This window comes from Thalassospiraceae bacterium LMO-SO8, from assembly GCA_031655335.1.
Taxonomy (GTDB): Bacteria; Pseudomonadota; Alphaproteobacteria; order Rhodospirillales; family Casp-alpha2; genus UBA1479.
The window spans coordinates 775,565-793,732 of sequence record CP134226.1; the positions used below are offsets into that span (position 1 = coordinate 775,565).

Consider the following 18,168-nt stretch of genomic DNA (forward strand, 5'->3'; position numbering starts at 1 on the left):
CCTACTCCGCCGCCCCTTCCGTCAGAAGGGTCTCGCCCGGTTTCACGCGGGTGAATTTCACCGGCTCCGTGGTGATGCCGATCTGGCCGTGGCCGTCGAGGGTCACGCGGGTGAAGCGGGAATTCTCGACATCCCGCACGTCCGGGTAATCGGCGCGGTAGTGCGCCCCCCGGGAGTCGTCCCGCGCCGTGGCCGCCGCGGTGATGGCCTTGGACACCAGGATCAGGTTCTTCAGGTTCAGCCAGTCGTGCCAGGTCAGGTTATAGGCCAGGTCCGTGCCGGTGACGCCGGTGGCGTCCAGATCGTGTTCGAGGGTTTCCAGGCCGGCCTCGGCCCGTTTCAACGAGTCCAGGTCGCGGATGATGCCCGCGTCTTCCCACATCAGATCGTAGAGCCGCTTGCGGATGCCGTCGATGTCGCCCTTCGGTTGGGTCAGGGGACGGCCCGCGCGCATCACGGCGTCTTCCAGGGCGGCCGGGTCCGGGTCGGCGAATTGGCCGTGGTCGGGGGTCCAGGCCGCGATGGTGTCGCCGGCGATGCCGCCGAACACGGTCGAGTTGGCGACGCCGTTGCCGCCCAGACGGTTGGCGCCGTGGACGCCGCCCGTATCCTCGCCAGCGGCGAACAGGCCGGGGATGGCGGTCGAGCAATCGGCCTCGAACTCGGCCCCGCCCATCATGTAGTGCGCCGTGGGCACGACCTCGACCAGCCCGGCGGCGAGGTCGAAGCCGCAATCGGCGCAGCGCTCCACCATGCCCTTGAAGTTCTTGCGCACCTGGGCCGTATCCAGATGCTTCATGGTGATGTAGAGCCCGCCGTTGGCGGCGACGTTGCCGGCGCGCATTTCCGTGAACATGGCGCGGGACACGATGTCGCGGGTCGCGCGCTCGTTGCGCTCGTCGTACTTGTGCATGAAGCGCTGTTCGTCGCCGCCCAACAGGTAGCCGCCGAAGCCGCGCAGACCTTCCTCGATGATCGTGCCGGTCATGCGGGTGTCCGACCCGGCGATCAGGCCCGTGGGGTGGAACTGCACCATTTCCATGTCGCGCATGCCAAGGCCCGCACGCAGGGCCATGGCCATGCCGTCGCAGGATTTGTCGCCCGAGGGCGTGTGGTACTTGTACATGGTCGGCCCGCCGCCGGTCGCCAGCAGCACGGCCTTGGCCTGCACGAAGCGGAACTGCCCCGTGCGCATGTCGATGAACAGCACGCCGGACATGCGCGATCCGTCCGCCGACTTGATCAGCTCGATGGCGCGATGGTCTTCCAGCTTGTCGACGTCGCGCGCCCAGGTCTGTTCCATCAGGCGGTTGATGATCTCGATGCCCGTCAGGTCGCCCTTGTGCACCGTGCGGTCGAAGGTCTGCCCGGCGAAGGCCTTCTGGTGGATGGAGCCGTCCGGGTTGCGGTCGAAATAGCAGCCGAGCTCGTTCTCCAGCTCGCGGATGCGGACCTGGGCCTGGGTCACCAGGGTCCAGGCAAGGTCCTGGTTGTTGAGCCACTTGCCGCCCTCGACCGTGTCCATGAAATGGCGTTCGGCGGAATCGCCCGGCGCCAGGGCGACGTTGTAGCCGCCCTGCACCATGCGGGTGCAGCCGGTCTTGCCGAGCAAGCCCTTGACCGCCACGGTCACCTTCAACTGCGGCGCCAGGTCCTTGGCGTGCAGGGCCGCGAACAGCCCGGCCCCGCCGGAGCCCAGGATCAGAACGTCGGTCTGCTGTGTGTCGATGTCGGGTTTCACGAGGAAACTCCCATGCTGGCCAGCGCCTCGGCGCGGCGATCCTCGGCGGTCTTCTTGACGCCGTCATAGAGCGAGCCGCCGTGGGCGTCCATGGCGACCAGCAGCGGGCCGAAGCCCTTGATCTTGAATTCCCACAGGCATTCGGGGTTGAGGTCTTCCAGGTCCACGTCCGTGATCTGTTCGATCCAGGTCGTTTCCAGCGCCGCCGTGCCGCCGATGATGGCCAGGTACACGCCGCCGAATTCCTGGAACGCGGCGCGGCTGTCCTCGCCGAGGCCGCCCTTGCCGATGACCATGCGCACGCCGTACTGCTCCATCAGCGGGCGGGTGAAGCGTTCCATGCGCTGCGAGGTCGTGGTGCCGATGCACACGCTCTCGTAGCCCGCCGGGCAGAAGTTCGACTTCGGCACCTTCTTCACGTTGGGCGCCGTGTGGATCACCGCATGGCCGTTCAGGTCGAACCGGGTCGTGCGGCCCTTGTCGAACATGTGGATCTGCGTCGCGTCGCGGATGCCGTAAAGCCAGTCTTCCAGGATCACCGTGTCGCCGGCCTTGAGTTCCCTGATCTGTTCCTCGGTGCAGGGCATGTGGATCGTATGTTCGGTCATGATCTTCGCTCCCTTCCTCAGAAACCGATCTCGACGCCCTTGGGCGTGAAGGTCGCCCGGGCGCGGCGCGCCGAATGGCACATGATGTTGACGGCGACCGGGTTCATGGTGATGTGGGTGGCGGCGGTTTCGACGTGCACGGCGAAAGCGGTGGAATCGCCGCCCAGGCCCTGCGGGCCGATGCCCAGCATGTTGACGGCGTGGGACAGCTCCTTTTCCAGCTTGGCGCCCTCCGGGTCTTCGCAGACGGAGCCCAGGGGCCGGGCCCCCGCCTTCTTGGCCAGCTTGGTGCAGAGGTCCGACGTGCCGCCGACACCGACGCCGACGATGGTCGGCGGGCACACGCGCCCGCCCACTTCCATCACCTTGTCGACGACGAAGGTCTTGATGCCGGCGACGCCTTCCGCCGGGATGCACATCTTCAGGAAACTGCCGTTCTCCGAGCCGGACCCCTTGGGGATCATTTCCATCTCGAAGAACTCGTCCTTGTCGGAAAAGTCGATGGTGATGACCGGCACCTTGATGCCGCAGGACGTCTGCTCGTTCACGCGGGTGATCGGATGCACGACGGAGGAGCGCAGCGGATGTTCCACCGTCGCCCGCTCGCAGCCCTTGCGGATCGCCTGCTTCAGGGCGTGGCCGTCGACCTCGACCCCCCGGCCGATCAGGATGTTGTAGATGGGAATTCCTGTGTCCTGGCACAGGAGGTTGGTCGTGTCCTCGGCCACGTCGATGTTCTTGATCATGGTCGCCAGGATCGACTTGGCGGTCGGGTCCGTTTCCGTCGCGTCCAGGCGCTTGAAGCCGTCCTTGATGTCCGGCGGCAGAATCTTCAGCGCCTGGATGTACAGGTGTTTGGCCGTTTCCTCGACGGCGGCGAGATCGAGTTTCATCTTGGTCGTCTCCTAGACAATCAACGTCACCCCGGCAACGCCCAGGATGGCCAGGACGATGCGCCGGAAGCGTTCTTCGTTCAAACGGGTGTAGCAGCCGATGCCGATCAGCCCACCCAGGGCCATGGCCGGCATGGCCCAAAGATAGTTGTGCGCCAGCTGCGGCGTGATCAGGCCCGCGTAGGCCATGGCGGCCAGGGACAGGCTGTGCATGATCAGGATGAACGGCTGGGTCACGCCGCGGGCCTGATCGCGGGGCCAGCCGCGCAGGCCGCTCCACACCGCGGGCACGATGCCGGACAAGCCCGCCATGCCGCCCAGCACGCCGCCGATGCCGCCCGCCGCCGCGTCCAGCCCGCGCCCGCCCCGGGTAATGGTCGGCGGGTTGGCGAAGATCAGCAGCCCGCCGCCGTAAAGCACCAGAAGGGCACCCACGGCGAGCTTGAACGGTTCCGGCGGCAGGTGTTGCAGCAGCCAGGTGCCCAAGGGCACGCCGATCACGCCGAGCGCCAGGAACGGCAGCAGGCGCGAGAAATCCAGGCGATTGCGCAGGCGGAGCAGCAGGAACACGTGCAGGGTGATGCCGGTCAGGATAATCAGGGGTGCGGCCTCGACCGGCGGCAGGACGTGCAGCCAGAACGCCGCCGACACCAGGGCGTCACCGAAGCCCGACGCCCCCGCGACGAAAGCCGCGAGGAAGGCGCCGAGAACGACGATCAGTTCGGGCGACAACTCGTTCATGGTGATCCGGTCATCCCGCATTGAGAAGGAACAGCAGCCCCGCCGCGAGCGACAATCCGCCGGTGACGGCGACCACCGATTTCTGCCAGTTGCGCCAAGCGAGGAATTCGATGGCGAGGATGCGAAGGCCGCCGGTCATGTGGGCCGCGAGCAGGATCACCAGCCCGGTTTCCAAAAGCTTGACCGCGGGTGCTTCGGTCCACGACAGGAACATGTCGAGGGTCGCCGATTGTTCGACGGCCAGCGCCAGGACATAAAAATGCGCCGGCAGGAACAGCAGCAGGGCGAGCCCGGAAATCCGGTGCAGGACGAAGGCCCAGTAGTTGGCGTGGTTGCGGTGCGTTTTCATGGTGTTACGCCCCCGTTCCCAAGTTTCCCAGGCCGTAAAGCCCGATCACGGCGCGGAAGCCCATGACGAGGATGGCCAGGCAGACGGCGGCCATGATCCAATGCGTCGCGCGGCGGCCGAGGGCCGTGTATTCGCGCAGGATATTGCGCAGCCCCGTCGGCGCGTGCAGCGCCACGGCGATCACGAACACGGAATAGAACATCAACCAGGGCACGGAACCGCCGACCCGGGCGACGATTTCCTTGGACGTTACCCCGCCCTGCACGGCGATGACGATGACCGCCAGATGCACGATCACGCAGACCGCCAGCACGGCGGCGGAGACCCGCTGCATCAGCCATTCCAGGGTTTCGGCGCGTTCGGGGGTCATCGATCAGATCTCCCCCTTCAGCGCCGCCTTGACCGTCGCCCGCTTGAGCCCGGCGATCGACGCCGTCGGGTTCAAATGCTTGGGGCACAGTTCGAAACAGCTTTGGTGGGAATGACAGGCCTGACAGCCGCCGGTCCCGGCGATGGCCTTCAGCCGCTCCGGCTGACCGCCGTCGCGCGCGTCGTTGACCAGGGTCCAGGCCCGGTTGAGGGCGGCGGGGCCGAGATAGTCACCCAGCCAGGCGACCGTGTCGCAAGCCGAATAGCAGACGCCGCAGTTGATGCATTCGATGCCGGCCGTGGCTTCCTTGCGCTTGGGGTCGCTGGGCGACACCTGGGCGAAGTCGTCATGGCGGGTCGCCGTCGGCACGAAATGGGCCTTGGCCTTGGTCCATTTTTCGAAAAATTCGGTCATGTCCACGGCAAGGTCGCGGATCACCGGCATGTTCTTCAGGGGCTGGATGCGCAAGACGCCCTCGTCCGCGACCTTGTCGACATGGGTGCGGCAGGTCCAGCGCGGCTTGCCGTTCACGGTCATGGCGCAGGACCCGCAAACCCCGACCCGGCAGGCGAAGCGGTAGCTGAGCCCCGGGTCCAGGTTGCGCTGCACGTAGGTGACGATGTCGAGCACGGTCTGGCTGGCCATGCGCGGCACTTCGAAGGTATCGAACCGGCCGTCCTCGCGGCCGCGCCAGATTTCCACGGTAAGGGTGTCGTTGCTCATATGTATTCCATCCGTATGGCCATCCCTATGGGTCTTCCTATTCGTGTTTCTCGCCGAGAACCAGGCGCGGGCCGCCCGGCGGGAACCAGGCGGTCTGATAGCTGATGGGCCGGTCGCGGTGCGCGAACCCTTCCATGTGATAGGCCAAGCCCACCATGCCCGGCGTCAGGCCGAGGGCCGCCGTGACCGTTTCCGGCAGAGGGCCGCAGGCGGCCATCTCGCGCACACGTTCCGTGGCGACCCCGAAGCGGTCCGTGAGGAAAGCGCGGATGTTCACATTCTCCAAATCCTTGGGCCGAACCTTCAACAGGCCCGGCACGCGGGATTCGGGCAGGTACAGTTCGCTGATCCCCATATGGGCATGGTCCACGTCGATGCGCCGGGTGACGACGATCAGGTCCCTGGTGCCCAGAAAGTCGCGCCAGGGCCCGGGTCGGCGCACGGCGTCGATGGAGCCGACCTGGGTATAGACCGGCAGCAGCGAGCGCCCGTCATCGGCGAGAAAGCGGAAATGCCACAGGTCCTGGGGCGCCATCGCCGGTTCGGCGACGAAGGTGCCGTGACCGTGGCGGCGGACCAGCAGACCCCGTTCGGCAAGATTGTTGAGCGCGCGCTGAATGGTGCCCAGGCTGGCCGGCAGCACCCGCGCCAGTTCGCTTTCCGGCGGCAGTTTCTCGCCGGTCTTCAGGCGGCCCTGCAAAATCGCGCGGGCGATGGCGTCGGACAGTTGCAGGTACTTGGGCAGGCGCGGCATGCCTGAATGAGCGCCATCCTCAAGCACCGTCGCCAAGGCGGAGAAAACCATGGATGCGTTCCCTGATACGGCCGGTTTATCGCGGCCTTTCCTTGATTCCTACACCCGGAGACCGAGAATCTTCAAGTCCTATATAGCTATATAGGTATTCAACACATCGAATCAGCTGATCGACAGAACGATGAGACAACCGAAGGCATCTTCGCCGGAAACGTAAATGCGCCCGCCGACACGCCGAAATGCGACGCCGTTCTTCCGCCACAAAGCCTCGGCGACGTCCAGGTCATCGACGGCGACGCGGAACCCGGCGAACCGCGCTTCGCCCTCCGGCACCGCCGGAGGCTGTACCCCGGGATAGGTCTCGGCAAAGGCCTCCGGTTCCAGAACGCAGAACCCGGCCCCGTCCAAGCCTGCGCAGATGCCGCCGTTGATGGGCACCACCGCCCCGAACAGGCGCTTGAACAGGCCGATATGGGCTTCCGGGTTTTCCGCGACCATCTGCACTTCGACAATCCGCCGCGCCCCGTTGGCATGGGTCTGGTACTGGGGTTTCCAGAAGATTTCCCCCGGATGGCGATGGTCGCAGGTGAAGAAGGGAGCCCGCGGCAGGGCCGGGTCCGTCAGGAAGGTCAGACGGAAATCCAGTTTCACCTCGCTGCCGTCGGGCTGACGCGCCTTGCGCCCGAAAGCGAAGGGAGCATGCAGTTTGAACCCCGCCCGCTCGAACCGGGCCCGGTCGATCTCCCACCCATCCGAGGTCAGGGCCAGCATGGACATGCCGTCCCCGGTCTTCAGGTAATCCCGGTTATAGGCGCCGAAGGAAAAGTCGCCGCCCTTGGCCTCGGGCACCTCGTCCGGCTTGGTCACGGTCAGCAGCTCGATAAAACTTCCCTGAAGCTGGGCCAGGCGGTTGCCGGTGCCGAACGGGTGCTGCGCCTGGGGCGTCAGCGTGAAACCGAGCCGTTCATAGAAGGCCGAAAGCGCCGCCAGATCGCGGGCGGCCAAGACGACGTGATCGATGCCTGTCATGGATAGCCTGTCATGGAACGAGGTAAATGGGCGACGACCAGATGACGTGGCCGTCTTCCAGCGCGATGCGCACGTAAAGGGCGTTGTCGCGGTCGGGGTTGAGGGGAATCTTGCGCTCCAGCTTGAGCCGCTTATGAGGGTTTTCCTCGGGAATTCGGTAGATCCGCACGCGGCGGCCGAGACCGCCGGCCTCCAGGCAGATATCCTCGCGCCCGATGTCCTGCACGGCGATGGTTTTCTTGACCAGGGGCGTGTCGATGCGCAGCCAGCCCATGACCATGTCGTCCAGCCAGGCGTCGAAACCGATGAAGCCCCCCGTGGTCAGGGACGACCATTCGACGCGCTGGGGCGACACCAGGTCCAGGCGCTTTTCGATGTTGTACCAGTTGATGGCTTCGATGTGCGTGAAGGCGTTGCCCGACAGTTCGGCGAACCCGTCCCACACGGTTTCCCGGCCGCGGCCGCGGTATTCGGAGCCCTCCCAGATGACCCGGATGCGCCTGCCCATGTCTTCCTTTTCCGACGGCCGCCAGGTTTCCAGCAGGCGCAGGCCGTCGCGGATGTCGATGCGTTCGATCGGCGCGGCGGCATGGATGTCGATCTCGAAGGTCACGCTGTCGGCGCCGGTGCGCAGGATGTCGCCCATGACCGCCTCGGTGACCCGTTCGTCGGGCGGCCCGCCGAGCGCCGGATCGTCGTCGAAGCGGTCGGCGGGGGCGTCCAGCGTCACCCGGGTCGACAGCACCGCCCGGCAGCCCGTGGTGCAGTAATGGTGGCGGCGTTTCAGCGCCGTCATCAGATCCTTGCGGGTCAGGTCGTCGGCGGACAGGCAGGTCAGCCCGCCGTAGGCGCCGAACCGCGTGGCCCCGGGGTGCGAAGCCCCGGGCCGGCCCTTGTGCCCGTCCGAGGTCGCGAGAATGCCCGTGCGATATCCCATCTCGAAGGCGTCCTCGACCAGCCATTCAAAGGTGCCCCAGGCGGAATGAACCTCGACTGAACGTTCCAATTTTCGGTCGTGTCCGCGCCGAATGTCGGCATAGCGCCCGCCCACATGGGCGAACACCATGACGTCTTCGTCTTTCAGCTTGTCGAACAGGTCCTCGACGCTGTTGGCGTCCTGCGCCAGGTCGCTGGTGTCCTCGACCAGGGCGTGGGACGAGCGGTAGATGGGCCGGCCTTCCTCGGCATAGAGAATATTGCGGTCGCCGCCCAGGCAGGTATTGGCCGACCATTCATAGCCGGGGATGACGATGAAGCGGCTGTCCTGCGTGAACTCGCGGCTCAGGCTGTTCAACTCGTCCCAGAATGCCGACGTGATCTGAAAATCGTTGCCCTGATGCACCGTGGCGTCGAGAAACGCCCTGTCGCGGGCAAAGGAAAAGTAGGAACGTGCGTTGTTGGTGCCGATGGTTTCCTGAGACTGGCCATGCAGGTCGGCCCAGAAGCTGACGCGGTCGGTCTTCGCCACCACGCGCAACGGGTTGGAGCGCGCCGCCAGGTTGCCGTCCATGTCGACCAGATCGATGCACAGGTCGCCTTCCTCTTCCGCGCGCAGGCCGTCGATCTGCACCGACGCCTGGCCGGGGTAGAACGAGATCTCGTCCGGCAGGTTTTCGACCGGCCGGGTCGAGGTGACACGAAAGGTATCCTCGCATTTGGCCGAGGGATTGCCCCAGCGGTCCTCGCCCTTGAGGCCCAGCAAAAAGGTCTCGCCCACCCGTTTCAGGGTCGGCAGAACGGCTTTGTAGAGCACGGGCGGGCCGGACACGATCTCGATCGACGGTGTGTCGGGCAGCTCGACGTAGTCATAGGTCGCGAAGGCGTCGACCAGGATGCGGAACTGGAATTCCTGTTCCTGAAACGTCTGCATGCGCACGCCCGGGCCGCCGAACCGGCGGTCGCCGATGCGGATCACGATGCGGTCGCCTTCACTGAGGAACCCGCGCACGACCTTGATGTAGAGCGTCTTGTCCCAGGGCCGAAAGTTGCGCTTGAGGTCGTATTCCATATGCAGGACGGCGCCGTTGGACGCCTGGGCCGAGACGTAATTGGCGCCTTCCGGGTCGTCCATCTGCAACCTGCCCAGGTCCGAGGCGAAGCGGTGCACGATCTTGAGCGAGCCGGAATCGTCGATCCCGAACTTGCCCGCCGTGTAGATGACGAAAAAGGATTGGAAACTGCCCGCTTCCACCGGCCCCAAGGGGGCGATGGAGACGGAGCCCATTTCCTCCGGCAGATAGGTCGAAAGCGGCATACCTCCCACGTCCCCCAGTTTACCTTGATCGGTTCAGGGATCCTGACAATTCCCGGCACGAACCTCAGTGCGGCTAATATTCATCCATCGGCTGGCAAGAGGCAACAAAGAGGGAAGCCGCCGGAACCTCAGTCGCCGCCGTCCTCGGTCTCGCCGGGTAGGGAAAATCCCCCGTCCCGCTGATAGACCTTGATGAGCGACGCGTCGTCCTGGCGGCCCAGCCCCATGTCCTTGGCCTGCTGGTATCGGCCGAACGCCGTTTCGGAAATCGGCAGGGGAAGGTCCAGTTTCTCACCCTGCGCCAGCACGATGCCCAGATCCTTGATGAAGATATCGACGGCGCTTTTCGGGCTGTAGTCGTTGTCCAGCACATGGGGCACCCGGTTTTCGAACATCCAGGAATTCCCCGCCGAGGCGGTGATGACCTCGAACACCGTCTTGGCGTCCAGGCCGCTTTTGATCGCCAGCGCCATGGCCTCCATGGCCGTCGCGATATGCACGCCGGCCAACAGCTGGTTGACCATCTTCATGGTCGATCCGGGGCCGGGCCCGTCGCCCAGTTCGAACACCTTTTCCGCCACGGCGTCGAGCAACGGGCGGGCCTTGGCGAAGGCCGCCGCCGAGCCCGAGGCCATGACCGACAGCCTGCCCGCCGCCGACTTGACGGGCCCGCCGGAAATCGGCGCGTCGAGATAGAGCGCCCCCTTGGCTTCGGTCATCCTGGCCAGGGAAACGGCCGTGTCCGGCGGCATGGTGGCGCAACCGAGAACCACCGCCCCCGGGGCCAGGGTGTCGAGCACCCCGTCGGGGCCGGTCAGGACGGCTTCGACCTGCTGCGCGTTGACGACGACCACGGCGATGGCGTCCGCCCCCCGGGCGGCATCCGCCGGAGTCTGGGCGGCCCGGCCGCCGCCGGCGGCGAAGGCGTTGCGCGCATCCTCGGAAATGTCGCAGCCGGCCGTGTCGATGCCCGCCGCGACCAGGGATTTCGCCATGCCCATGCCCATGGCGCCGAGGCCGATCACCGCCGCGCGGTATGCCGTCATGTCGTGCAGTCCTTGTTGCTTGAATGAGCGATCAGAGCTTGTCGAGAGCGCCCTTGATGCGGGCAATCGTGTCCTTTAGCCCCTGCATCATGCTGTCGGCGTCCTTTTCCAGGGCCCCCAGGTTCTCGCGCCCGGATTTGATCTGGGCGGTCAGCTTGGCGCGCTCGGCGTTCAGCTTGTCGAGGGCGGCCTGGGCATCGGCCTGCTTGCGGGCCGCTTCCGAGGCCGCCTCCAGGGCCGTCTTGGTTTCCGTGTAAAGGCTCGACAGCTTGGCCTCCAGCTCCTGGGCCTCGGCCCGGCGCTTGTCGATGTCCGCCTGGGTCGCCGTCAGCTCTTCCTTCTTGTTCGCGACGGCTTCCGCGATGTCGGCGGATTCCTGCATGAACTTGTCCTGCGCCGTCTTCATGGCGATGCGTTCCTCGGCGACCTGGGCACGCAGGCGGGACATGTCATCCTGGGCCTGGGACACATCCGATGCGTAGTCGACCGCGGCGACGATGGCCAGACCGGCCACCACGAACAACGCCAGGGCGACCCGCTTCCAGGTCGCCGCCGACCCGTCCATGCCGATGGCGCCGGAAAGCCCGCCCAGGGCGGATTTCTTGGTGCTGCCGTCGGCGGCCGCCTTGGCCGCCGGCTCCGGGGCCGCCGACGTCTTGTCATCCGCCTTCGGCGCCGTTTTGCCCGCCGGTTTTGCCGCCGGTTTTGCCGTGCTGCTCTTGCCGTTCTGTTCGCTCATGGATTTCGGTCCTCGCAATGGATGTGAAGGCCTCCCGCCCCGATGTAAGGGCATTATAGAGCACCCCGGCTCCAGGGCCAGGGGACAGGAATGGCCGAAAAGGTACGGTTTCCAATCATACCGGAACGAGATGTCAGGAAGATGGCTGGCGGCACGGGGCGAAACCGCTATGATGGCCGTGTCGATACCGCCCACGCATCCATAAGCACCACCCGCCATGATCGTTTCCCAAGTCACCCTGCGCCGACTGTCGCTGCCCCTCAAGGTGCCCTACAAACTTGCCTTCGGCGCCGTCACCGCCTTCGACACCATTCTGGTCACCATTCAGGGCGACGGCGGCGAACACGGCGTCGGCGAGGCGACGATTCTGACCGGCTATACGGCCGAGACCATCGACAGCGCCTGGGCCAAGGTGAAGGAACTGGCCGTCCTGATCAAAGGCAGGGACGCGGACGCGGCCAAGGATCTGGCGCTTACCCATCTCAAGAAGGCCCCCTTCGCCGTGTCGTCCGTGGTGACCGCTGTCGAAATGGCCGAAGGCAGCCCCTTCCTCGACATTTCCAGGGACACCCCCGTGCCGCTGCTGGCGATCCTCAGCGCGTCCGACGACGCCGGCATCGCGGCGGAACTGGACCGCCATCGCCAGGCCGGTTACGGCACGGTCAAGGTCAAGGTCGGGTTCGAATGGGAATCCGACGCCAGGCGCCTGAAATTCATCCAGGGCGAGGTCGGGCGCATGCCGGCCGGAACCTTGAAACTGCGCATCGACGGCAACCAGGGATTTTCCCGGGCCGACGCCCTGGCCTTCACCCGTATTCTCGAACCCGATCATATCGAACTGTTCGAACAGCCCTGCCACATGGACGATTGGGACGCCGCCAAGGCCGTTTCCGACATCTCATCCGTGCCCATGATGCTGGACGAAAGCATCTACGGCCCGGCCGAGATCGAGCGCGCGGCGGAAAGCGGCAGTGCCCGGTTCGTGAAACTGAAGCTGATGAAGGCCGGGTCGCTCTCCGCCCTGGCGGAACAACTGACCCGCATCCGCGAGCTTGGCATGGAGCCCGTGCTGGGCAACGGCGTCGCCGCCGACCCGGGGTGCTGGATGGAAGCCTGCATCGCCCGCACGCATATTTCCAATGCCGGAGAGATGAACGGTTTCCTCAAACCCCACCGGACCCTGTTCGCCGATCCCATCCGGGTCGAGCGCGGTTCCATGATCCTGACGCCTGGGGCACCCGCGCTGATCGACGACGCGGCGCTGGACGCACTGGCGGCGGAAACCGTTCGGGTGGCGGCCTAGGCATGCTGGATATTCTAGGCCAACCGCCGGCGACGCTGGCCCTGCTGGCGCTCGCGATCTTTCTCGGCGGCACCATGAAGGGCATTTCCGGGATCGGACTGCCGATCATCACCATGTCGATCATCTTCACGTTCGATTTGCTGCCGGCCAAGGACACCATCGCGTTCGTCGTCATGCCGATTCTGGTCACCAACCTGTGGCAGGCGATCCGGTCCAGCGGCTGGATAGAGACGCTGAAGGAACACTGGCTGCTGATCGCCGTATTCCTGCCCTGTCTGTTTCTGGGCTCGCGCATGCTGGCCGGCATGGACACCAAGGGCGTGTTTCTGGTGCTCGGCTGCATCGTCGCGGCCTTTGCCGCGTCGAACATGTGGAAGCCGCATCTGGACCCCCTGACGCCGCGCACGCGCCTGTGGGCCGGGCCGCTGGCCGGCGTGACCGGCGGCCTGCTCGGCGGCCTGTCCACGGTCTGGGGCCCGCCGATCATCATGTACCTGGTCATGCTGCGGCTGCCGAAGGACGTCTGGGTGCGCTCGGTCGCCCTGGTCTACGTCACCGGCGCCGTGCCGCTGGCCGCGTTCTACTGGTCCAACGGGGTGCTGAACCCGTCGAACGTCTGGCTGTCGACGGCGGCCTGCGTTCCCGGAATGGCCGGTATTCTGGCCGGCGAACGCATCCGCCGGCATATCAATGAAGAGGCCTTTCGCCGGGCCATGCTGGTGCTGCTGTTCCTGATCGGCTTGAACCTGATCCGCCGCGCCGTATTCTGACGCCCACCCCTTTTCGGAGGACATGACCATGGACTTCGCCGACCCCAACCTGTGGCTCTCGCTGTTGACGCTGACCGCCCTGGAAATCGTCCTGGGCATCGACAACCTGGTGTTCATTTCCGTGGTCGCCGCCAAACTGCCGCCAGAGCAGCGGGAAAGGGCGCGCAAACTGGGGCTGACGGCGGCGCTGGGCATGCGCATCGTGCTGCTGGCCTCCATCGCCTGGATCATCGGCCTGACCGCGCCCGTGTTCACCATTCCGTTCATCGACCATACCGTATCCTGGCGCGACCTGATCCTGCTCACGGGCGGCATTTTCCTTTTGGCCAAGGGCACCCATGAAATCCACGGCACCATCGAAGGCGACGAGGAACATGAAACCGGCGCCAAGACGGCGACCTTCGGCGCGGTGATCGGCCAGATCGTCGTGCTCGACATCGTGTTCTCGATCGACAGCGTGGTCACCGCCGTGGGCATGGCCGAACACCTGCCCATCATGATCGCCGCCGTCGTCATCGCCATGGTCATCATGATGTGGTCGTCGGGCCCGGTGGCGCGTTTCATCCAGGATCATCCGACGACCAAGATGCTGGCGCTGGCCTTCCTGCTGCTGGTCGGCATGGCCCTGGTCGCCGACGGCATGCATTTCCATATCCCGCGCGGATATCTGTACTTCGCCATCGCCTTTTCCATGCTGGTCGAGGTCCTGAACCTGGCGGCACAGCGGCGGCGGAAACGCCTGCGCGCGGCCAAGGCCGAGTGACGGCGGAAAGCGGGAGCCGGCGATGCTGAACATCCTATGGTCGATCCTGCCGATCTTCGTGCTGATCGTTCTGGGCAACCTGTTGCGCCGGGGCGGCATTCCGTCGGTCACCTTCTGGAACCTGAACGACAAGCTGGTCTATTGGGTGCTGTTCCCGAGCCTGTTGTTCTACAAAACCTCGACCACCGATCTGGCCGGCGGTGTCATCGGCCCGCTCGCGGCGATCATCCTGTCCGGGCTTGTGGCGGCGGTGGCCGTGTCGCTGATCCTGGGCCTGGCGCTCGGCTTCAACCGCCCCCAGGCCACCAGCATCCTGCAAGGATCGGCCCGCCACAACACGTTCATCGCGCTCGCCATCGCCGAACGCCTGTTCGGCACGGAAGGCCTGGCCGTGGCCGCGCTGTGCACATCGGTATTGGTCCCACCCACCAATGTGCTGGTCATCAGCCTGATGAACATCCTGCTGCGCCAGGGCAGCGGCAGCGGCCTGTGGGCGCCCGTGGCCAGGGACCTGGCACGCAATCCCCTGATCCTGTCCGTGGGCCTGGGCATCGGCGTCAACTATCTGGGGGCCGGCGAAATCCCGGTGGTCCACGAAGTGACGGGAATGCTCGGCCGCGCGGCCCTGCCCATCGTGCTTCTGGCCGTCGGCGCCAACATCCGCCTGCACGAAATGAAGGCCTCGGCGTCGCCCATCGCCGTCGCCACGCTGGTCAAGTTCCTGGTCTTTCCGGCCGCCGCCTGGGCCATGTGCTGGCACCTGGGCGTCACGGGCGTGCCGGCCTATGTCATCACCATTTTCGCGGTCATGCCGATGCCGCCGTCGTCCTTCACCATCGCCCGCGAGATGGGCGGCGACGCGCCGCTGGCCGCCAGCATGGTGACGGTGCAGACATTGCTGAGCCTGATCACCGTGCCCGTGAGTCTTGTGATCGCCCAAAACCTATTCTAATCGTTGGGCGTCGGGCCGCCGCCCGGCAGCGGGGAGATGACAAGGAGACCCCCATGGCAAAGCGCGATCATTTCGCCACACGGCTGGGCTTTGTCCTTGCCGCCGCCGGGTCGGCCGTGGGGCTTGGCAATATCTGGAAATTCCCCTTCATGACCGGACAGAACGGCGGCGGCGCGTTCCTGGTGCTCTACGCCGCCTTCGTGCTGACCATCGGGCTCAGCGTCATGCTGGCCGAATTCGCCATCGGCCGCGCCGGACAGCGCAACCCCGTGGGCTCGTTCCGCGCCTTGAAGGGCGGGGCCTGGCCCGCCGTGGGCGGACTCGGCGTCGTCGCCGGATTCGTCATCCTGTCGTTCTATTCCGTGGTCGGCGGCTGGACCCTGGCCTATGCCGTCAAGTCCGTGTCGGGCACCCTTGCCTCCAACGACCCCAAGGTCCTGGGCGCCGCCTTCGGCGCCTTCATCGCCGATCCCCTGGACGTGATCGGATTTCACACCGCCTTCATGGTGCTGACCCTGGTGATCGTCGCCGGCGGCGTGCGCCACGGGATCGAGCGGGCGGCGCGCATCCTGATGCCGATCCTGGCGCTGCTGGTCATCGTCCTGGCCGTCCGCGCCGTGACCCTCGACGGCGCGGCCAGGGGCATCGCGTTTTTCCTGACTCCCGATTTCTCCAAGGTGACCTGGGATACGGTGAACGCCGCCCTGGGTCAGGCGTTCTTTTCCCTGTCGCTGGGCATGGGGACCATGATCACCTACGCCAGCTACCTGGACCGGCAGGTCAACCTGCCCAAGACCGCCGCCCAGGTGACGCTCCTGGATACGGGCTTCGCCGTGATCGCCGGGCTCATGGTCCTGCCCGCCGTGTTCGCCTTCGGCTTCGATCCGGCGGCGGGACCCGGGCTGACCTTCATCACTCTGCCCGCCGTGTTCGCCCAGATGCCGGCGGGGGCGCTGTTCGCCTTCCTGTTCTTCGTCCTTCTGGCCATCGCGGCGCTGACGTCCGCCGTCTCGATCATCGAGCCCGTGGTGTCCTACCTGATTGACGAACGGAGAATTTCCCGGCGCGCCGCGACCTGGGGGGCCGGGGCCGTGACCTGGGCCTTGGGCGTGCCCTCGGCCCTGTCGCTGGGCCCGTGGAAGGACGTGACGGTCGGCGGCAAGGGAATCCTCGACGCCGTCGATTACCTGGCGTCGAACATCATGCTGCCGCTGGGCGGTATCCTGATTACCCTGTTCATCGGCTGGTCCGTCGCCGCCCGCGCCGTCGACGAGGCGCAGTCCGGCGGCGACCACCCCTTCGCCCTGGCCAAGGTCTGGATCTTCATTTGCCGCTTCGTCGCCCCGGCGGCGGTCGCCTGGGTGATGATCAGCGGCCTTTGATCCTGTCCCGACAAAAAATCGCGGACATTTGATTTTGATCAACACGGCCCTGTTAAATGATGATAACAAGTCGCATTCGCAATACGGATCATCGAATGCAACACCATACGCCCTTCTCTCGCCGCCTTTTTCTCGCGACACTTGTCTTGAGCCTGTCATTTGCGGCGTCCCCCGCCCGAGCAGCCGATTACGCCACCCCGGCAGAGCTGGGCAAGGCCCTGTTCTTCGACCTCAACCTGTCGAAAAACCGCACCCAGGCCTGCGCCACATGCCACGACCCGGCCAATGCCTTTACCGACCCGAGGGAAACCGCCGTGGGGCGCGCCGTGTCCCTGGGCGACGATGGCACGTCGCTGGGCGACCGCAACGCGCCGACGGCCGCCTATGCCAAGTTCGCCCCCAAATTCCAGCGCCTGAAGGACGGGCGTTATGTCGGCGGTCAGTTCCTGGACGGTCGGGAGCCGGACCTGGCCGGTCAGGCCGGGGGCCCGCCGCTCAACCCCCTCGAAATGGGCATGCCGGACAAGGCCAGCGTCGTGAAACGGCTGTGGGAAAACCCGGCCTATGTGACGGCCTTCGCCAAACTGTTCGGCCCCAAGGTCAAGGACGACACGGAGGCCGCCTACGGCGCCATGACCCAGGCCATCGCCGCGTTTGAGAACACCAAGGAATTCGCCCCCTTCGATTCCAAGTACGACCGCTTTTTGAAGGGCGAGGCCAAGCTGACGGATCAGGAGGAACTGGGGCGGCTCTTGTTCTTTTCCCAGCAGTTCAGCAACTGCAACCAGTGCCACCAATTGCACGCGGTGCAACCGGCAAAGGGCGAGACCTTCACCAACTATCAGTTCCACAATATCGGAATTCCCGTGAACACCGCCGTGCGCCGGGCCAACGGATCGAAGCCCGGCCACGTGGATCACGGATTACTGGAAAACCCGGCGGTGACGGACAGGGCCCAGGACGGCAAGTTCAAGGTACCGAGCCTGCGCAACGTGGCGGTGACCGGCCCCTACATGCACAACGGCGTGTTCAAGGATCTGCGCACCACGGTGCTGTTCTACAACAAGTACAACACCAAGGATCCGGACCGTCTGATCAACCCGGAAACGGGCAAGCCGTTCCAAGCCCCCGAGGTGCCGGCGACCCTGTCCGTGAAGGAGCTGACCCACGGCCCGGCGCTCGACGACAAGCGCATCGACGCCCTGGTCGCGTTTCTCAAGACCCTGACCGACCGGCGCTACGAGCCCCTGTTGGCCGAGAAAAAGCCTTAGGACGTCTTGGACTGAATGTAGTTGGGCAGGCCCATCTTCTCGATCAGGCCGAGCTGTTTTTCGCACCAGTAGAGGTGGTCTTCCTCGGTATCTTCGAGCAGGCCCGTCAGCATCTGGCGGCTGACGTAATCGCCTTCCTTTTCACACAGGGCGATGACCTTGACCAGTTCCTTCTGCACGAAGACCTCGTAGGCCAGGTCGTTCTTGATCATCGACGGCACGTCCTTGCCGATCTTCAGCTTGGCGCGGGCCGCCACGTCGGGCGTGCCTTCCAGGAACAGGACGCGCTCGATGATCTTGGCGGCGTGATCCAGCTCTTCTTCCTGTTCGTGCTTCATGCGCTCGTACAGTTCTTCCAGGCCCCAGTCCTGATACATGCGCGAATGGATGAAGTACTGGTCGGCGGCGGACATCTCGTGGGTCAGCAGGCCGTTAAGGGCGGTGATGACCGTTTTCTTGCCTTTCATGACGCGGTACTCC

The 18,168-nt window shown here is 65.4% G+C and carries 19 protein-coding genes; 6 read left to right on the forward strand and 13 right to left on the reverse strand.

What is annotated here, in order from left to right; genetic code table 11:
• Position 1 precedes the first annotated feature (1 nt).
• From RJ527_03745 to RJ527_03800, 12 genes are all read right to left on the reverse strand, one after another.
• Entirely contained in the window at positions 2 to 1,741 is a 1,740-nt protein-coding gene (locus RJ527_03745; GenBank protein WND76864.1) for an FAD-binding protein, read from the reverse strand.
• On the reverse strand, positions 1,738 to 2,349 hold the full coding sequence (locus RJ527_03750) for a fumarate hydratase C-terminal domain-containing protein (GenBank protein ID WND76865.1): 612 nt from the start codon (positions 2,347 to 2,349) through the stop codon (positions 1,738 to 1,740). Before RJ527_03750 ends, RJ527_03745 begins: the two co-directional genes overlap by 4 nt.
• 17 nt (positions 2,350 to 2,366) lie before the next feature.
• Positions 2,367 to 3,242 carry a fumarate hydratase gene (locus tag RJ527_03755; protein ID WND76866.1) on the reverse strand — a complete coding sequence of 292 codons (876 nt, stop codon included), beginning with the start codon at positions 3,240 to 3,242 and terminating at the stop codon, positions 2,367 to 2,369.
• A 12-nt stretch (positions 3,243 to 3,254) separates the two neighbouring features.
• On the reverse strand, positions 3,255 to 3,983 hold the full coding sequence (locus tag RJ527_03760; protein WND76867.1) for a sulfite exporter TauE/SafE family protein: 729 nt from the start codon (positions 3,981 to 3,983) through the stop codon (positions 3,255 to 3,257).
• 10 nt (positions 3,984 to 3,993) lie between these two features.
• Positions 3,994 to 4,332 (reverse strand): succinate dehydrogenase, encoded by a 339-nt coding sequence (locus RJ527_03765; protein WND76868.1) that lies wholly within the window; start codon positions 4,330 to 4,332, stop codon positions 3,994 to 3,996.
• Positions 4,333 to 4,336: 4 nt separating this feature from the next.
• Positions 4,337 to 4,702 (reverse strand): succinate dehydrogenase, encoded by a 366-nt coding sequence (locus RJ527_03770; GenBank protein ID WND76869.1) that lies wholly within the window; start codon positions 4,700 to 4,702, stop codon positions 4,337 to 4,339.
• Positions 4,703 to 4,705: 3 nt separating this feature from the next.
• Complete coding sequence (locus tag RJ527_03775; GenBank protein ID WND76870.1) at positions 4,706 to 5,425, reverse strand: succinate dehydrogenase/fumarate reductase iron-sulfur subunit; 720 nt, start codon at positions 5,423 to 5,425, stop codon at positions 4,706 to 4,708.
• A 37-nt stretch (positions 5,426 to 5,462) separates the two neighbouring features.
• Positions 5,463 to 6,230 (reverse strand): GntR family transcriptional regulator, encoded by a 768-nt coding sequence (locus RJ527_03780; GenBank protein WND76871.1) that lies wholly within the window; start codon positions 6,228 to 6,230, stop codon positions 5,463 to 5,465.
• A 111-nt stretch (positions 6,231 to 6,341) separates the two neighbouring features.
• Positions 6,342 to 7,208 carry a VOC family protein gene (locus RJ527_03785; protein ID WND76872.1) on the reverse strand — a complete coding sequence of 289 codons (867 nt, stop codon included), beginning with the start codon at positions 7,206 to 7,208 and terminating at the stop codon, positions 6,342 to 6,344.
• A 10-nt stretch (positions 7,209 to 7,218) separates the two neighbouring features.
• Positions 7,219 to 9,462: a hypothetical protein gene (locus RJ527_03790; protein ID WND76873.1), complete on the reverse strand. Its 2,244-nt coding sequence runs from the start codon at positions 9,460 to 9,462 to the stop codon at positions 7,219 to 7,221.
• 128 nt (positions 9,463 to 9,590) lie between these two features.
• A complete protein-coding gene (locus tag RJ527_03795; protein ID WND76874.1) occupies positions 9,591 to 10,508 on the reverse strand; it encodes an NAD(P)-dependent oxidoreductase in 918 nt (305 codons plus the stop codon).
• 31 nt (positions 10,509 to 10,539) lie between these two features.
• The gene (locus RJ527_03800; protein ID WND76875.1) at positions 10,540 to 11,247 is read right to left on the reverse strand and encodes a hypothetical protein; all 708 of its coding nucleotides are present in this window, start codon (positions 11,245 to 11,247) and stop codon (positions 10,540 to 10,542) included.
• 217 nt (positions 11,248 to 11,464) lie between these two features.
• Between RJ527_03800 and RJ527_03805 the strand changes: the two genes are divergently transcribed.
• From RJ527_03805 to RJ527_03830, 6 genes are all read left to right on the forward strand, one after another.
• Positions 11,465 to 12,550, forward strand: a complete 1,086-nt coding sequence (locus RJ527_03805; GenBank protein ID WND76876.1) for an enolase C-terminal domain-like protein — start codon at positions 11,465 to 11,467, stop codon at positions 12,548 to 12,550.
• Positions 12,551 to 12,552: 2 nt separating this feature from the next.
• Positions 12,553 to 13,320: a sulfite exporter TauE/SafE family protein gene (locus tag RJ527_03810; protein WND76877.1), complete on the forward strand. Its 768-nt coding sequence runs from the start codon at positions 12,553 to 12,555 to the stop codon at positions 13,318 to 13,320.
• Between the two features lie 28 nt (positions 13,321 to 13,348).
• Complete coding sequence (locus RJ527_03815) at positions 13,349 to 14,083, forward strand: TerC family protein (protein WND76878.1); 735 nt, start codon at positions 13,349 to 13,351, stop codon at positions 14,081 to 14,083.
• A 22-nt stretch (positions 14,084 to 14,105) separates the two neighbouring features.
• Entirely contained in the window at positions 14,106 to 15,035 is a 930-nt protein-coding gene (locus RJ527_03820) for an AEC family transporter (GenBank protein WND76879.1), read from the forward strand.
• Positions 15,036 to 15,088: 53 nt separating this feature from the next.
• On the forward strand, positions 15,089 to 16,417 hold the full coding sequence (locus RJ527_03825) for a sodium-dependent transporter (GenBank protein ID WND76880.1): 1,329 nt from the start codon (positions 15,089 to 15,091) through the stop codon (positions 16,415 to 16,417).
• Between the two features lie 146 nt (positions 16,418 to 16,563).
• Positions 16,564 to 17,688 (forward strand): cytochrome c peroxidase, encoded by a 1,125-nt coding sequence (locus RJ527_03830; GenBank protein WND76881.1) that lies wholly within the window; start codon positions 16,564 to 16,566, stop codon positions 17,686 to 17,688.
• On the opposite strand, the gene bfr is transcribed toward RJ527_03830, so the two are convergent.
• On the reverse strand, positions 17,685 to 18,155 hold the full coding sequence (gene bfr / locus RJ527_03835; protein WND76882.1) for a bacterioferritin: 471 nt from the start codon (positions 18,153 to 18,155) through the stop codon (positions 17,685 to 17,687). The two genes, RJ527_03830 and bfr, sit on opposite strands and share 4 nt — an antisense overlap.
• Positions 18,156 to 18,168: the final 13 nt, after the last annotated feature.

What these genes read in the sequence shown, in the direction of transcription:
- RJ527_03750 (WND76865.1), bottom strand. Translation starts at nt 2,349, where the DNA reads ATGACCGAACATACGATCCACATGCCCTGCACCGAGGAACAGATCAGG.
- RJ527_03755 (WND76866.1), bottom strand. Translation starts at nt 3,242, where the DNA reads ATGAAACTCGATCTCGCCGCCGTCGAGGAAACGGCCAAACACCTGTAC.
- RJ527_03760 (WND76867.1), bottom strand. Translation starts at nt 3,983, where the DNA reads ATGAACGAGTTGTCGCCCGAACTGATCGTCGTTCTCGGCGCCTTCCTC.
- RJ527_03765 (WND76868.1), bottom strand. Translation starts at nt 4,332, where the DNA reads ATGAAAACGCACCGCAACCACGCCAACTACTGGGCCTTCGTCCTGCAC.
- RJ527_03770 (WND76869.1), bottom strand. Translation starts at nt 4,702, where the DNA reads ATGACCCCCGAACGCGCCGAAACCCTGGAATGGCTGATGCAGCGGGTC.
- RJ527_03775 (WND76870.1), bottom strand. Translation starts at nt 5,425, where the DNA reads ATGAGCAACGACACCCTTACCGTGGAAATCTGGCGCGGCCGCGAGGAC.
- RJ527_03780 (WND76871.1), bottom strand. Translation starts at nt 6,230, where the DNA reads ATGGTTTTCTCCGCCTTGGCGACGGTGCTTGAGGATGGCGCTCATTCA.
- RJ527_03785 (WND76872.1), bottom strand. Translation starts at nt 7,208, where the DNA reads ATGACAGGCATCGATCACGTCGTCTTGGCCGCCCGCGATCTGGCGGCG.
- RJ527_03790 (WND76873.1), bottom strand. Translation starts at nt 9,462, where the DNA reads ATGCCGCTTTCGACCTATCTGCCGGAGGAAATGGGCTCCGTCTCCATC.
- RJ527_03795 (WND76874.1), bottom strand. Translation starts at nt 10,508, where the DNA reads ATGACGGCATACCGCGCGGCGGTGATCGGCCTCGGCGCCATGGGCATG.
- RJ527_03800 (WND76875.1), bottom strand. Translation starts at nt 11,247, where the DNA reads ATGAGCGAACAGAACGGCAAGAGCAGCACGGCAAAACCGGCGGCAAAA.
- RJ527_03805 (WND76876.1), top strand. Translation starts at nt 11,465, where the DNA reads ATGATCGTTTCCCAAGTCACCCTGCGCCGACTGTCGCTGCCCCTCAAG.
- RJ527_03810 (WND76877.1), top strand. Translation starts at nt 12,553, where the DNA reads ATGCTGGATATTCTAGGCCAACCGCCGGCGACGCTGGCCCTGCTGGCG.
- RJ527_03815 (WND76878.1), top strand. Translation starts at nt 13,349, where the DNA reads ATGGACTTCGCCGACCCCAACCTGTGGCTCTCGCTGTTGACGCTGACC.
- RJ527_03820 (WND76879.1), top strand. Translation starts at nt 14,106, where the DNA reads ATGCTGAACATCCTATGGTCGATCCTGCCGATCTTCGTGCTGATCGTT.
- RJ527_03825 (WND76880.1), top strand. Translation starts at nt 15,089, where the DNA reads ATGGCAAAGCGCGATCATTTCGCCACACGGCTGGGCTTTGTCCTTGCC.
- bfr (WND76882.1), bottom strand. Translation starts at nt 18,155, where the DNA reads ATGAAAGGCAAGAAAACGGTCATCACCGCCCTTAACGGCCTGCTGACC.